The sequence below is a fragment of the Tessaracoccus flavus genome, assembly GCF_001997295.1.
GTDB classification, from domain to species: Bacteria; Actinomycetota; Actinomycetes; order Propionibacteriales; family Propionibacteriaceae; genus Arachnia; species Arachnia flava.
Genome location: NZ_CP019605.1, coordinates 460,879 through 474,203, shown reverse-complemented (window position 1 = coordinate 474,203; position 13,325 = coordinate 460,879). Strand labels below are relative to the sequence as shown.

Annotated in this window: 12 protein-coding genes; 7 read left to right on the top strand and 5 right to left on the bottom strand. The window is 68.8% G+C overall.

Annotated elements, in window-relative coordinates; genetic code table 11:
• Positions 1-90: 90 nt before the first annotated feature.
• Together RPIT_RS02045 and RPIT_RS02040 are read left to right on the top strand one after the other, a co-directional pair.
• A complete protein-coding gene (locus RPIT_RS02045; RefSeq protein ID WP_226996313.1) occupies positions 91-1,080 on the top strand; it encodes a LacI family DNA-binding transcriptional regulator in 990 nt (329 codons plus the stop codon).
• On the top strand, positions 1,077-2,693 hold the full coding sequence (locus tag RPIT_RS02040) for a glycoside hydrolase family 13 protein (protein WP_077340104.1): 1,617 nt from the start codon (positions 1,077-1,079) through the stop codon (positions 2,691-2,693). The genes RPIT_RS02045 and RPIT_RS02040 overlap by 4 nt, the downstream gene beginning before the upstream one ends.
• A gap of 253 nt (positions 2,694-2,946) precedes the next feature.
• On the opposite strand, the gene RPIT_RS02035 is transcribed toward RPIT_RS02040, so the two are convergent.
• The gene (locus tag RPIT_RS02035) at positions 2,947-4,605 is read right to left on the bottom strand and encodes a phosphoenolpyruvate--protein phosphotransferase (RefSeq protein ID WP_077340102.1); all 1,659 of its coding nucleotides are present in this window, start codon (positions 4,603-4,605) and stop codon (positions 2,947-2,949) included.
• A gap of 136 nt (positions 4,606-4,741) precedes the next feature.
• Between RPIT_RS02035 and RPIT_RS02030 the strand changes: the two genes are divergently transcribed.
• On the top strand, positions 4,742-4,996 hold the full coding sequence (locus RPIT_RS02030) for an HPr family phosphocarrier protein (protein WP_077340100.1): 255 nt from the start codon (positions 4,742-4,744) through the stop codon (positions 4,994-4,996).
• Between the two features lie 224 nt (positions 4,997-5,220).
• Entirely contained in the window at positions 5,221-6,141 is a 921-nt protein-coding gene (locus RPIT_RS02025; RefSeq protein ID WP_077340098.1) for an NAD(P)H-dependent flavin oxidoreductase, read from the top strand.
• Here the strand turns inward: RPIT_RS02025 and RPIT_RS02020 are convergent.
• Positions 6,126-7,604, bottom strand: coding sequence for an aspartate ammonia-lyase (locus RPIT_RS02020; RefSeq protein ID WP_077340096.1), 1,479 nt, complete (start codon positions 7,602-7,604; stop codon positions 6,126-6,128). The two genes, RPIT_RS02025 and RPIT_RS02020, sit on opposite strands and share 16 nt — an antisense overlap.
• Before the next feature lie 47 nt (positions 7,605-7,651).
• Here RPIT_RS02020 and RPIT_RS02015 point away from each other — a divergent pair, with 47 nt between their 5' ends.
• Positions 7,652-8,080 carry an NUDIX domain-containing protein gene (locus RPIT_RS02015; protein ID WP_077340094.1) on the top strand — a complete coding sequence of 143 codons (429 nt, stop codon included), beginning with the start codon at positions 7,652-7,654 and terminating at the stop codon, positions 8,078-8,080.
• Here the strand turns inward: RPIT_RS02015 and RPIT_RS02010 are convergent.
• Together RPIT_RS02010 and RPIT_RS02005 are read right to left on the bottom strand one after the other, a co-directional pair.
• A complete protein-coding gene (locus tag RPIT_RS02010; protein ID WP_077340092.1) occupies positions 8,030-9,103 on the bottom strand; it encodes a glycoside hydrolase family 76 protein in 1,074 nt (357 codons plus the stop codon). The genes RPIT_RS02015 and RPIT_RS02010 overlap by 51 nt on opposite strands.
• Entirely contained in the window at positions 9,100-10,425 is a 1,326-nt protein-coding gene (locus RPIT_RS02005) for a dipeptidase (protein ID WP_077340090.1), read from the bottom strand. The genes RPIT_RS02010 and RPIT_RS02005 overlap by 4 nt, the downstream gene beginning before the upstream one ends.
• 80 nt (positions 10,426-10,505) lie before the next feature.
• Between RPIT_RS02005 and RPIT_RS02000 the strand changes: the two genes are divergently transcribed.
• Together RPIT_RS02000 and RPIT_RS01995 are read left to right on the top strand one after the other, a co-directional pair.
• Complete coding sequence (locus RPIT_RS02000) at positions 10,506-11,090, top strand: ArsR family transcriptional regulator (RefSeq protein WP_077340088.1); 585 nt, start codon at positions 10,506-10,508, stop codon at positions 11,088-11,090.
• 9 nt (positions 11,091-11,099) lie between these two features.
• Complete coding sequence (locus RPIT_RS01995; RefSeq protein WP_077340086.1) at positions 11,100-11,531, top strand: hypothetical protein; 432 nt, start codon at positions 11,100-11,102, stop codon at positions 11,529-11,531.
• 184 nt (positions 11,532-11,715) lie between these two features.
• Here RPIT_RS01995 and RPIT_RS01990 read toward each other — a convergent pair whose 3' ends face one another.
• On the bottom strand, positions 11,716-12,807 hold the full coding sequence (locus RPIT_RS01990; RefSeq protein ID WP_077340044.1) for an IS110 family RNA-guided transposase: 1,092 nt from the start codon (positions 12,805-12,807) through the stop codon (positions 11,716-11,718).
• Between the last annotated feature and the right edge of the window lie 518 nt (positions 12,808-13,325).

Below are 13,325 nucleotides of genomic sequence, written 5' to 3'. Positions count from 1 at the left end.
CGCTGCAATTCCGTTGTAAAGTCTTGCAAGCGGCTGCAAAGCGGACGCACTATGAACATCTAGAACTGTTCATCTCGAAGGGGAGTAACCGTGATTCCGTCGCGCGCGAGGTTGGCCGACCTGGCCACCGCCGCAGGTGTATCCACCGCTACCGTCTCCCGCGTGCTCAACGGCAAGCCGGGCGTAGCCAAGACCACCAGGGCGCAGGTGATCTCCACGATCGAGGCACTCGGCTACCAGTTGGAAGACGAGACGCCCGCTCACGAGGGCTTCGTCGCCGTCATCCTCCCCGAACTTGCCAATCCGTCGTTCGCCGCGTTTGCAACGGAGCTGTCGCTCCAGCTGTCAGCCGCCGACAGGCACATGATCCTCTGCACCTCCGGTCCCGGCGCGACGAGCGAAGTGAGCTACCTCGACGCGCTCCTCAGCGTGAATGTCGCCGGGATCATCTCGGTCTCCGGCACCCTCGCCGACAGCCTCGCCTCCCCCGAGCACTACCGCCGCGTGGCGGGGGATGTGCCGGCAGTCTTCATCAACGGGTACGACGAGACTGTGCCCGGCGCGTTCTTCTCGTCCTCGGACGCGGGGGCTGTCGCCATGTCGGTGGCGCATCTGCGCTCCTTCGGCCACGAACGAATCGGGCTGGCGGTCGGCCAAGAGCGTTACCTGCCGACGCAGCGCAAGGTGGCGGCGTTCCGGGCGCTGGGGTTCCCGCGCACGTCGATCGCCTCGACGATCTTCTCCGTCGAGGGTGGGCAGGCGGCCGCCGCCCGACTCTACGAGAGCGGCCACACCGCGATCATCTGCGGCTCGGACGTCATGGCGCTCGGCGCCATCCGCGAGGCGCGGGCCCGCGGGCTCGACGTGCCGGGCGATATTTCGGTGGTCGGCTACGATGACTCGGCGTTGATGGCGTTCACCTCGCCCGCGCTCACCACGGTGCGGCAGCCGCTGCCGGCCATGTGCCAGGCAGCCGTCAGCGCTCTGCTCGCCGCCATGCGCGGCCTGCCGTTGGAACACACCGAAATGATGTTCCACCCCGACCTCATCATCCGCCAGTCGACAGGACCTCACACGTGACAGCACAGTGGTGGCGAGACGCCGTCATCTACCAGATCTACCCCCGCTCCTTCGCCGATTCCGACGGCGACGGCTACGGCGACCTTCCCGGCGCGATCGACCGGTTGCAGTACCTCGTGAACCTCGGCGTGGACGCCGTCTGGTTCTCGCCGTTCTACAAGTCCCCGATGGCCGATGCCGGGTACGACGTGGCCGACTACGAAGCGGTGGACCCGCTCTTCGGTGATCTCTCCGACGCCGAGCGGCTGATCCGCAGGGCCCACGAACTGGGGCTCAGGGTTCTCGTCGACCTCGTCCCCAACCACACCTCGGATGAGCACCGGTGGTTCCAGGCCGCGCTCGCGGCCGGGCCGGGATCCCCGGAGCGTGAGATGTATCTCTTCCGCGACGGCAAGGGGCCCGACGGGTCCGAGCCTCCGAACAACTGGACCTCCGTCTTCGGCGGGAAGGGATGGACCCGGCTCACCGCCCCCGACGGCACGCCCGAGCAGTGGTACCTCCACCTCTTCGACATCAAGCAACCCGACCTCGACTGGTCCAACGAGCGCGTCCGCGAAGCCTTCGACGGCGTGCTCCGATTCTGGCTGGACAAGGGCGTGGACGGGTTCCGCGTCGATGTGGCCCACTCCCTGGTCAAGGCCGACGGCCTCCCCGACTTCGACGCGGAGCAGGCGCTCCTCGATGGCGGAGGCGGCCCCATGTGGGATCAGGACGGCGTCCACGACATCTACCGCCGGTGGCGGAAGGTGCTCGACGAGTACGACGGCGACCGCACCCTTGTCGCGGAGGCCTGGGTGGCCGATCCCGAGCGGCTCGCCCTCTATCTCCGGCCCGACGAGATGAACACCGCGTTCAACTTCCAGTTCCTCGACAGCCGCTGGGACGCCGCGAGCTACCGCGACATCATCACCCGCACGATGGCCGCGGACGACGCCGTCGGTGCTCCCACCACGTGGGTGCTCAGCAACCACGACGTCGTGCGTCACGTCTCCCGCTTCGGGCTCTCCGATCCGGGGTCGAGCCACGAGGGACTCGGTATCCGCGACGAGCAGCCGGACAACGAGGTGGGCCTCCGCCGGGCGCGGGCAGGCACCCTCCTGATGCTCGGGCTGCCGGGATCCGCCTACATCTACCAGGGAGAGGAACTCGGGCTGCCCGAGCACACGACCCTGCCCGACGAACTCCGACAGGACCCCACCTGGTTCAGGTCCGAACACGCGCACGTCGGTCGCGACGGTTGCCGGATCCCCATCCCGTGGGAGGCCGACGCTCCGGGCCTCGGCTTCTCCCCCACCGGCGAGACCTGGCTCCCCCAACCCGAGTCCTACAGGGCACTGGCCGTCGATCAGCAGATCGACCAGCCCGGCTCCACGTGGACGATGTACCGCGACGCGATCGCGCTGCGCAGGCAACTCGGTCTCGGCTCCGGCGAGATGACGTGGGTGGAGGCGGGCGACGACATCGTCGCGTTCGACAACGGGCCGATCCGGGTGATGACGAACGTGCTCGGCGCACCCATGCCGCTGCCCGAGGGCTTCGACGTCGTACTGTCCAGCATGCCGGTCGACGACGAGCTCCCGACCGACGCCACCGTCTGGCTCCGGCGATCCTGATCTGTAGCCGCTGATCCCTGAGCTTGGCGCCTGATCCCTGAGCTTTCGGTCCCTGATCCCTGAGCTTGTCGAAGGGTTACGGCCTGATCCGCGATCACCGCCCTGTGGGCAGGGGCGGCGGAAGGCAGCAGGGCCGTTACCCTTCGACAAGCTCAGGGAGCGATTGGACAAGCTCAGGGACCGAGTTCGACAAGCTCAGGGAGCGACTCGACAAGCTCAGGGAGCGATTCGACAAGCTCAGGGAGCGGTACGACTACCGAGTCAACTCAGCCCTGGCCGCCTCACGGGCGGCGGCGGCCGTCGGGGCTGACAACGCCTGCTGAGCGGCCGCTCGGCACTGCGCCAGCGTGACCTCGGCCAGCTGCACACCCACCGATGGGACCGACAGGTGCGCCATCGACAACGAGGTGACGCCGAGGCCCACCAGCACGCACGCCAGGATGGGATCGGACGCCGCCTCTCCGCACACGCCGACCGGCTTGCCGGCACGCTGGCCCGCGTCGGCCGTCATCGCCACCAGCTTGAGCACCGCCGGCTGCCACGGGTCGGTCAACGGCGCCAGCTCGGGCGAGAGCCTGTCCGCGGCCATCGTGTACTGCGCGAGGTCGTTCGTGCCGATCGAGACGAAATCCACCTCCTCGAGGAAGCGGTCCGCCATCAGCGCGGCGGCGGGCACCTCGACCATGACCCCCGGGGTGAGTCCGCGCGAGCGGCATTGCGCCGCGAACTCCGCCGCCTCGTCGACGGTGGAGATCATCGGGGCCATGACCCAGGGCGCCGGCCCCTCCGCGGACGCGAGGGCGATGGCGTCGAGTTGGCGGGAGAGAAGCCCCGGCTGGGCACGGGTGAGGCGGTGGCCGCGCACGCCCAGTGCAGGGTTGGGCTCATCGGGGAGCGATGCGAAGGGCACCGGCTTGTCGGTTCCGGCGTCGAGAGTGCGGACCACCACTTTGCGGCTACCGAAGGCACGCAGCACGGCGGAATACCGCTCCGCCTGGTCGTGCACGCTGGGCTCGGTCGGCGCGCCGAGGAAGCCCAGTTCAGTCCGGAAGAGCCCTGCTCCCTCGACCGGGGCCGCTGCGGCCGCCACGGCCGAGTCGCCGTCGGCCACGTTGGCCAGCAACTCCACGTTGACGCCGTCCGCGGTATGGGCGGGTCCGTGCCAGCCATCGGTCACGGCGCGGCGTCGGGCGTCGGAGTCGAGCAGCCGGGTGGCTTCGGCGTTACCGAGATCGCGGTGAATGACGCCGGCCTCGCCATCGAGCACGACCGTCTCCCCGTCGCGGATCTCGTCGAGGTCGGTCACGCCCACCAGGCACGGCAGGCCTCGTTGGCGCGCGATGATCGCGGTGTGGCCCGTCGGGCCACCGAGGCGGGTGGCGATGGCGATGAAGAGCTCGGGGTCCAGATCCGCGGTGTCTGCGGGTGCCAGGTCGTCCGCGAGCAGGATCGAGGGCTGGTCTGGGTGGGGAAGCCCCGGTTCGGGGTTGCCTGCCAACCTCGCGGCGATGCGGTTGCGGATGTCGCGGAGGTCCGCCACGCGCTCGGCCATGACGCCGCCGATCTGGGTGAAGACTGCGACAAACTCATCGATCGCGGACGCCATCGCCGCCACGGCAGGGCGGCCGGCGCTGACTTGACCCAAGGCCGGCCGCAACCAGCCGCGGTCCCGGGCCAGGGCCGCCGTGGCGGACAACACCTCTGCTGCCTGGCCGTCCGCTCGGGCTCCCCGCCCCTCGTACCCCAGGGCCACCGCCTCGACCGCCTCGCGCAACCGCTCCGCCTCCGCCTCCCTCTCCTGCTGCTCGACCGGTGCGCACGGCTCGGGAGATATCTGCGCGGTCCGTAACCACACCACCGGCGCCTTCACGACGCCTGCCACAACTCCGGTGCCGCTGACGGTCCGCCCCATGCTGCTCCATCCACTCGGTGATCTCCCAGCAACCTACCGCCCCGAACGGGTGCCCCAAAGTCTCTTCTCACGGCCGGGTATGCTTGCCCAGTGCCTTCCGCAATGAGGCGGATCGGACCCCCGAAAGGAGCCTGATATGGCTAACAAGACTGTGAAAGTTGGCTCCGGCGTCGGACTCCACGCCCGCCCCGCAGCGTTGATCGCGGCTGCCGCAGCCAACTTCAACGAAGACATCACCATTTCCATGGACGGCACGAGCGTCGATGCCGCCTCGTCGCTCCTCATCATGACGTTGGGCGCCGAGAAGGGTGCCGAGGTCAGCATCGAGTCGGAGAACGCCGAGGCCGTCGAGCTCATCTCGTCGATGGTCGCGGAAAACCTCGACTCCTGACCGAGCCGCAGCGGCCACTGTGGTCCTGACGCCAATGCAGAACGCCTGACGCCAACGTTGACGCGAACTCGCCGACGACCACCATCGTCACCCTCGACATGTCGCGGGCGACGATGGGTCTCGTCGGCGTTGTCGCGTCCCGGTTGGCGTCGCCCCATCCCCGTTGGCGTCTGCAACGAGGGTGCCGACATCCTGAACAAACCCGCCCGAACTGAGGAGAACCAATGCCGATTCCCGCGCCCCTGAAGGATCGACTGCGGCTGCCCGTCGTGGCCGCCCCGATGTTCCTCGTCTCAGGGCCTGAGCTGGTGGTCGCGGCCTGCCGTTCGGGGGTCATCGGGAGCTTTCCCGCCCTCAACCAGCGCACCACCGCCGGTCTCGACGAATGGCTGGCCGAGATCGAGACGGCACTCTCCGACGACGACGCCCCCTACGCCGTCAACCTCATCGTCCACCCCACCAACACCCGGCTCCAGGACGATCTCGCCGCCGTCGTCGCCCATCGGGTGCCGGTTGTCATCACCTCGCTCGGCGCGGTCCCGGAGTTGGTCGAGGCCGTCCACGGCTACGGGGGCATCGTCCTGCACGACGTGACGACCCTGCGTCACGCACGGAAGGCGGCCGGTGCTGGAGTGGACGGGCTCGTGCTCGTGGCGGCCGGCGCGGGCGGCCACGCCGGCACGCTCAATCCGTTCGCGCTCCTCGCCAGCGTCCGGCCCTGGTTCGACGGCATCATCGCGCTCTCGGGGTCCCTCTCCTCCGGCTCCGACGTCGCGGCCGCCCTCGCCATGGGCGCCGATCTCGCATACATGGGGACACGCTTCCTGGCGACGAGGGAGTCGGCCGCGCCGGAGGCCTACCGGCAGCAGGTGGTCGCAGCCGCCGCCTCAGACATCGTCTACACCCCCGCGGTGAGCGGCATCCCTGCCAACTTCCTCTCCTCCAGCCTCAAGGCCGCGGGCGTCGATCCGGCCGGTCCCCCTGCGGAATCCGAGGACGTGAAGGCGTGGCGCGATGTGTGGTCGGCCGGGCACGGGGTCGCCGCCATCGACGACGTGCCGTCGGTGGCCGAGCTCGTCGACAGGCTACGACGAGAGTACGACGGGGCCATCGATCGGCTGTGCGGCGGTCACGCCTCGTTGTGACGGTCGGCCTCGTCCAGCCGCTTCTCCATCTCGGCGATCAGCTCGGGGGTCATCCGCGGCATTGGTCCAGTGTCGAAGATGCCACCGGACAGACCCGACGGCTCCAGCGCCCGCTCCACCTCTGACTCGCTGAGCAGGCCCCGGTCGAGGACCAGATCACGGATCGACGTCCCTCCCTTGAGCGCCTCCTTCGCAAGCTTGGCCGCATTGAGGTATCCCAGCTGCGGCATGAGCGCGGTCACCACCCCGACGGACTGGTCCACCTGGGAGCGGAGCCGCTCCTCGTTCGCGGTGATGCCGTCGACGCAGTTGATGCGCAGCGTCCGTACCGCCCGGCGTAGCCAGGTGGAGTTCTGCAGCAGGACGTGCGCCATCACCGGCTCGAACGCGTTGAGCTGGAGCTGGCCGGACTCCGACGCCATCGAGATCGTGACGTCCGCGCCGGCGATGATGAAGGCCACCTGATTGACGGCCTCCGGGATCACCGGGTTCACCTTGCCGGGCATGATCGAACTCCCCGCCTGGACAGCCGGGAGGTTGATCTCGCCGAGGCCGGTCTGCGGGCCGGAGCTGAGGAGGCGCAGGTCGTTGCAGATCTTGGAGAGCTTCATGGCCGCCCGCTTCATCGCCGACGACACCGACATGAACACGCCGGTGTCGCTCGTCGCCTCGATGAGATCGGCGGCTTGCCTCAGCTCCTCGTAGCCCGTGATCTCGCGCAGGTGCCGCATGACCGCCTCGCCGAACCCCTTCGACGCCGCGATGCCGGTGCCGATGGCCGTCGCACCGAGGTTCAGCTCCAGCAGCATCTCGCGGACGTCCTCCAAGCGGTCGACGTCCTCCCCGATGGTGGTGCCGAACCCCCGGAACTCCTGGCCCAGCGTCATCGGCACGGCGTCCTGGAGCTGGGTGCGGCCCACCTTCAGGACATCCCGGAACTCCCTGCCCTTCTGCGAGAACGAGTTACGCAGCAGCCGCATCTCCTGCATCAGCCCATAGACGCCGTAGGCGACGCTCAACTTCACGGCGCTCGGATAGGTGTCGTTGGTCGACTGGGACTTGTTGACGTGGTCGTTCGGGGAGATGAACTCGTAGTCGCCGAACGGCCTGCCCGCAAGGTCGAGGGCGCGGTTGGCGATCACCTCGTTGACGTTCATGTTCGTCGAGGTGCCGGCTCCACCCTGGATCACGCTCACGACGAACTGCTCGTGCAGTTCGCCGTCGATGATGTCCTGGCAGGCCCGGTCGATGAGGCCCGCGCGCTCGTCGTCGAGCACCCCCAGCTCATTGTTGGCCCTCGCGGCGGCCTGCTTCACCTGGGCGTACGCGATGAGGAGGTCGGGATAGACGCTGATGGTGCGGCGGCTGATGGCGAAGTTCTCCATGGCCCGTGCGGTGTTGATGCCCCAGTAGGCGTCGTCGGGGATGCTCATCTCACCGAGGGAGTCGCGCTCGATCCGCATTGACCGGTCCTTTCGTCCGCGCCAACGCTACCGGGTTAGATGGGCACATGGAGCTGATCGCCTGGGTGGCGCTGCGAGACGACGCCGACCGTGTACTGCTCGCGCGCCGCAGCGGGACCTCGCTCGCCGACGGGCTGTGGAACCTGCCCGGCGGGCACATCGAGGACGCGGAGCCGGCCCCGGTGGCCGCCGCACGCGAGGCCGGCGAGGAGGTCTGCGCCCGCCTGTCGCCCGACGACCTCGTGCACGTCGGGCTGCAGCGCTTCGACGTGCCCTACACCCTCGGACGGGCCCAGGGGTTCAACTTCTTCTTCGAGGCCAGGCGGTGGTCGGGCGAGCTGGCCCCGGGAGAGGCAACCTCCGAGCTGGCCTGGTTCGCCCTCGACGACCTCCCGGCTGACATCCTCCCCTGGCTCCCCGCCGCCCTACAGACGCATCTGGTCGAGCGCAGGTTCTACGTCGAGACCGTCGGCTAGGCAACGGAGGCGGACCGCCGCTTCCAGCGCCATCCAGGCCTGCAGCTGGGTGGACAGTTCCACGCGGTGAGGGACGCGCGGGTCTCCTGTGTCGCTGGGGAAGACTGTAACCGGGCGGCCCCGCCAGCCCCGGGTCTCCCTGCCCCGCCACAGCTCTTCAGCCGTGTCCCTCACCAGAACCGACGCCTGCTCCCTCGCCGACGACGGCAGTCGCGCGTCGCAGGCGGCGAGAGCCAGATAGCGCGTGAGGATCCCGGTGAACAGTCCGCCGTCCCCCGACCCGTGGGTGATCAGCACGGACGTGCCGGGGCGGACGAGGTGCCGGGCGACGTCGTCGACGAGTTCGGCTGCGGCCGTGAGGCTCGCCCGGTCGCCGAGGGCCAGCATCGCTCCGAGGATCGGCCCCTGGTTGTAGGTGAACACGTGCGGCACCAGCACGGGACTCGGCCCACCCTCGAGCCGTAACCCGTCCCTGACAAGCCCCGTACCCGGGTCACGAAGGTGGGTCTGCAGCCAGCCCACAAGCGTGCGGGCAGTCCCGTGGTCACCGGACCGGGCCAGGTACAGCGCGATGGGTCCCGTCGCCGCCGTGTTCTTGAAGTCACGCGCCCGGTGCCAGAAGGCGCCGCCTCCCCACTCGTCGGTGACCGCTGAGCGCAGATCCGCGTGAAGCCGCCCCGTCGACAGCCCAGCGCGCTGGCAAGCGAGCGCGAGCCAGGCCATGTCGTCGAAGTACGAGTTACGAAACCGCATGCCGTTGCGGAGCCAGATCCCCCGGTGCTGGCGGCCGATGAGCCCCGTGGACACCGACGGGGAGTCTCGCTCGGCCGCGTCGAGCAGGCAGTCGAGGAAGTGCGCCTGCCACCAGTAGTGCCACTCGCCACCGTCCGAGCCAGGGCGCGCGACCGCGCCCAGGTGGGTGCCCGGCACCCACCCGAATACACGCTGCCCGAAAACCTCGACGACCGAGCGCGCGGCCTCGTCGGCCCTGCGCACCGCTGCGTCGGCAGCCGGGAGGCTCATGTGGCCAGGTTGGCCAACAGGATCGTCTCGGCGAGCGCCGCCTTGGCGAAATCGCCCATGTCCAGCGACTCGTTCAGGCCGTGCATGCGCGACGTCGGATCGACGACTGCGGTCAGGAGCACCAGCGACCCGGGGTTGCGCTCGGCGAACTCGTTGGCGATCGGGATGGAGCCGCCGACCCCCATCTCGACCGGGGCGACGCCGAAAGCCTCCTCCAGCGCCTCGACGGCGACCCTCGCGCGTGGGTCGCTCAGATCGATCCGCGTGCCGGACCCGCCGCGCTCCGGGTCGATCTCGACCCGCGCGCCCCAGGGAGCGTTGGCGGTCAGGTGCTCGCGCAGCGCGGCCTCGGCAGCGACCGGGTCCTGTGACGGCGCGATGCGCACGCTGACCTTGGCGCGGGCGCTCGGGATCAGCGTGTTGGACGCGTCCTTGATGCTCGTCGTGTCGATGCCGACGATGGAGACGGCCGGCCTCGTCCACATGCGCGCCGAGGCCTTGCCGTCGCCGAAGAGTTCGACGCCGTCGAGGACGCCCGCCTCCGCGCGCAGCGCGTCGTGGTCGTAATCCACCTCGGGGTCGGGGTCCTGCACGAGGCCCTTGATCGCCACGTTGCCCTCCTCGTCGTGCAGCGTCGACAGGAGCCGGCACAGAGCCGTGACCGCGTCCGGCACGAGGCCTCCGTACTGTCCGGAGTGGACGCCCGACTCCAGCGTCGACACGGTCACCACGGCATCGATGAGTCCGCGGAGGGTCGTCGTGAGGGCAGGCTGGCCGACCTGCCAGTTCATGGAGTCTGCAATGATGAACAGGTCCGCGCTGGTCTCCTCCGGATGGGCGTCGAGGAGGTCCTTCATCGACGGCGAGCCGATCTCCTCCTCGCCCTCGATGAACACCTTGACGCCAACCGGCGGCTTCCCGTCGAAGGCGCGCAGCGCCGCCAGGTGGACGGCGATGCCGCCCTTGTCGTCGGCAGATCCGCGCGCGTACAGACGGCCCTCGCGCTCCATCGGGCTGAAGGCGTCGGTGGTCCATCCCGCAGCGTCTCCTGTGGGCTGGACGTCGTAGTGGGCGTAGAGCAGCACCGTCGGCGCGCCCTCGGGGGCCGGGAAGTGACCGTAGACCGCAGGCTTGCCGCCACCGTCCAGCAGCCTGACCTCCGGGCACCCAACCCCGCGGAGCAGGTCGGCGACGGTATCTGCGGCGGCGAGCACGTCGTCGTGGTGCTCGGGCAGAGACGACACCGACGGGATGGCGATCAGTCGCTTCAGATCGGCGATGACAGACGGCAGGACGGCGTTGACGGACTCGGTGACACTCATGGCCCCAGCCTAGCCACCGCCATTCTCCGGCTCTCGCTACCGTCGCCACTTCCGGGAAGCGGGAGAGTTATTCTGTTTCTGTGAAACAAGCACCGCCCACCCTCGCCCCGCTGCTGCGAAGCGACCTCCAGGGCGAGTTGCTCGCGTCGCTGTTCCTCCACCCCGACGACGAGCACACGCTGAGTGATCTTGCCCGCCTACTCAAGGCCCCTCTGACGACGGTGCACAGCGAGGTCGAGCGACTGGCGGCCGGCGGGCTGCTGGAGGAGCGGCGGGTGGGTAGGGCGCGTCTGGTGCGGGCCAGCGGGACCCATCCGCTGGCCCCGCCTCTCACCGAACTGCTGACGCTGACCTACGGCCCGGTGGCGGTGCTGCCCGCCCTGCTGCGTGACCTGCCGGGGCTGGAACGGGCCTACGTGTATGGATCGTGGGCGGCGCGCCGTCTCGGGGAACCTGGCCCACAGCCGGAAGACGTAGACGTGCTGCTCGTCGGGAAGGTGTCCCGCCGAGCCGCGGCCAAGGCTCAGGGCGCAGCGACCGCGGCCCTACGCCAGGAGGTCAACCTCACGATCCTGGATCCCGGGGAGTGGGAACGGCCCAGCTCGGGGTTCGCCAGCACGGTCAAGGCCGGCCCGTTGGTGCCGATCGATCTGGGCGAGAAGTAGGCTCGGACGATGGTGCGACAGGATCTGGCCGACCTCATCCGCGAGCGCCGCATCGAGACGGTGGCCCGCGACCCCGAGCAGGTGGCGCTCCTGCGCGAGCAGGCGCGGGCGCATCTCCAAAGCTCCAGGATGATCGGCCACACCGACCCCGCGGGCGCGTTCTCGCTGGCCTACGACTCGATCCGCAAGCAACTCACCGCCCTCCTCTTGGACCACGGTTTCCGCGCCAAGAGCGCCGGCAGTCACGCGGCGACGGGTCAGGCGGCTGCGAAGCTCCTCAAGGGATTCGACACGGACGGCTTCGAGTGGCTGCGGCTGGTGCGCAACGCGACCGCCTACGGATCCGACAAGCAGCCCCCGGCCGGCCTGGCCGACCTCGAGGACGCCTGGGAGTTCGCCAGCGAACTCGACGCCCTCCTCCCACCAATAACGTCTTCCTGAGTAGCGGCCGTAAGGGACGAACGGCTCCGCGTTCAACGTCTCCCTGAGTAACGGCCGTGAGGAACCAGCCACGCCCCCACACGCCTCCCTGAGTAGCGGCCGTGAGGAACGAACGGCTCCGCATTCAACGTCTCCCTGAGTAGCGGCCGTGAGGGACGAACGGCCGCGAAGGTCTTATGGTCTGTCAAGTGGTGTGGGGGAGGTTGTTGAGGTCTGTTTGGAGGGCGGTCCAGAGGTCTCGGGTGACGTGTCGTTTGAGTGCTCGGATGGCTTCGGAGCGGGTCTTTCCTTCGGATACTCGGCGTTGGATGTAGGTCTTGGATCGCGGGTCGGTTCCGAGGCGTCCGATGACGACGCGGTGGATGACGCTGTTGGCTTGCCGGTCGCCCGAGCGCGACAATCTCCACCGGCTGGACTTTCCGGATTGAACGGGCAGTGGTGCCACGCCGACAAGTTTGGCGAACGCGTCACCGGAGGTGATCCGGCCGGGGTGACCGGCGGTGATCAACAACTGGGCAGTGGTCACTGGCCCGACATGATGCTGGGCCAGCAGGGTCGGCGCGATCGGGGTGAGGATCCTGAGCAGTTGCGCATCGATCTCGACGATGGCCCGATCATGGTCGAGGCAGGCACGGGCGAGGTCCCTGAGGGCGAGTTTGTAACTGTTGACAGGGTCGTGGAGACGAGTCAGGTCGGGACGCCACGCGGCGATCCGGGCCAGTTTCTGGGCCGAGTTCAACCCCCGCACCTGGTCAGCGAGGTCGTCGGGACAGGTCACCAGCATCCCGCCTACACGGCCCCAGGCCCGCTGCCTGGAGCTCCGGTGATGGGCCCGCAGCACCATCAACGGTCGTAGCGCGGCGATCGCGGGATGATAGTGCTTGGCTAGGCCCTTCTGGGTGCCGGCCGCCGCCGCGGTCGCCGCCCGGTACGCGTCGAGCTCATCGGTCTTCCCGTGCCGGGCCCGGTCACCTCGTTCGGTGTGGTTGATCTCGATCACCTCGATCCCGGCAGCATGCAACACGGCGCTCAACCCGGCACCATAGGTGCCGGTCTGTTCCACCCCGGCCCGCGAGACCCTGCCATGACCCACAGCCCAGTCCAGCAACTCAAGATAGCCGGCCGGGGTGGCCGGGAACTGCTGGTCAGCCACCGGAGCACCGGTCGCCGCATCCACCAACGCCGCGTGATGGATGTCCAGATGGGTATCGATACCCACCACCACCGATCCTGATGGGGGGTTGCGGTGACGGCGCGTGTGTGATGTCTTGTACATGTTGCCTCCCTCAAGGCTTGTCACTATCAGCCGGGAGGGATGGCTCAGCAGGCCGGGGACCGGAGCACTACAGAGATGAGCCCCACACACGCGGGGCACGGTCTTATCAAGCTACCGCCCCGGCCTGACCCATCCCCCAACCCGCACGCGGGGTCAGACACCGGCCCGGATCTCCCAGGGATCAACGAGGCAGGGCACATCGCAGCAACGCCCTCCAGGGCAGTATCGAAGACAGCCACCACCACAAGACCACCGGAAAGCCCGGCACCCTCATCCTTGCTGATCCCCGGGAAACCCGGTACCCCCAATCCTCTCTGTATCGAAGGGCCCCGCACCCAACCGCTCACCCGAGACAGCGGAGCCCCGCGGCAGCCCCTCGATACGGTCACTCGTACCTCGCTCCCTACTCAGGGAAACGGAGAACGCACTCGTACCTCGCCCCTACTCAGGGAAACGGAGAACGCACTCGTTCCTCGCCCCTACTCAGGGAAACGGAGAACGCACTCGTTCCTCGCCCC

What these genes read in the sequence shown, in the direction of transcription:
- RPIT_RS01995 (WP_077340086.1), top strand. Translation starts at nt 11,100, where the DNA reads ATGGTGCGACAGGATCTGGCCGACCTCATCCGCGAGCGCCGCATCGAG.
- RPIT_RS02030 (WP_077340100.1), top strand. Translation starts at nt 4,742, where the DNA reads ATGGCTAACAAGACTGTGAAAGTTGGCTCCGGCGTCGGACTCCACGCC.
- RPIT_RS02025 (WP_077340098.1), top strand. Translation starts at nt 5,221, where the DNA reads ATGCCGATTCCCGCGCCCCTGAAGGATCGACTGCGGCTGCCCGTCGTG.
- RPIT_RS02005 (WP_077340090.1), bottom strand. Translation starts at nt 10,425, where the DNA reads ATGAGTGTCACCGAGTCCGTCAACGCCGTCCTGCCGTCTGTCATCGCC.
- RPIT_RS02020 (WP_077340096.1), bottom strand. Translation starts at nt 7,604, where the DNA reads ATGCGGATCGAGCGCGACTCCCTCGGTGAGATGAGCATCCCCGACGAC.
- RPIT_RS02015 (WP_077340094.1), top strand. Translation starts at nt 7,652, where the DNA reads ATGGAGCTGATCGCCTGGGTGGCGCTGCGAGACGACGCCGACCGTGTA.
- RPIT_RS01990 (WP_077340044.1), bottom strand. Translation starts at nt 12,807, where the DNA reads ATGTACAAGACATCACACACGCGCCGTCACCGCAACCCCCCATCAGGA.
- RPIT_RS02035 (WP_077340102.1), bottom strand. Translation starts at nt 4,605, where the DNA reads ATGGGGCGGACCGTCAGCGGCACCGGAGTTGTGGCAGGCGTCGTGAAG.
- RPIT_RS02010 (WP_077340092.1), bottom strand. Translation starts at nt 9,103, where the DNA reads ATGAGCCTCCCGGCTGCCGACGCAGCGGTGCGCAGGGCCGACGAGGCC.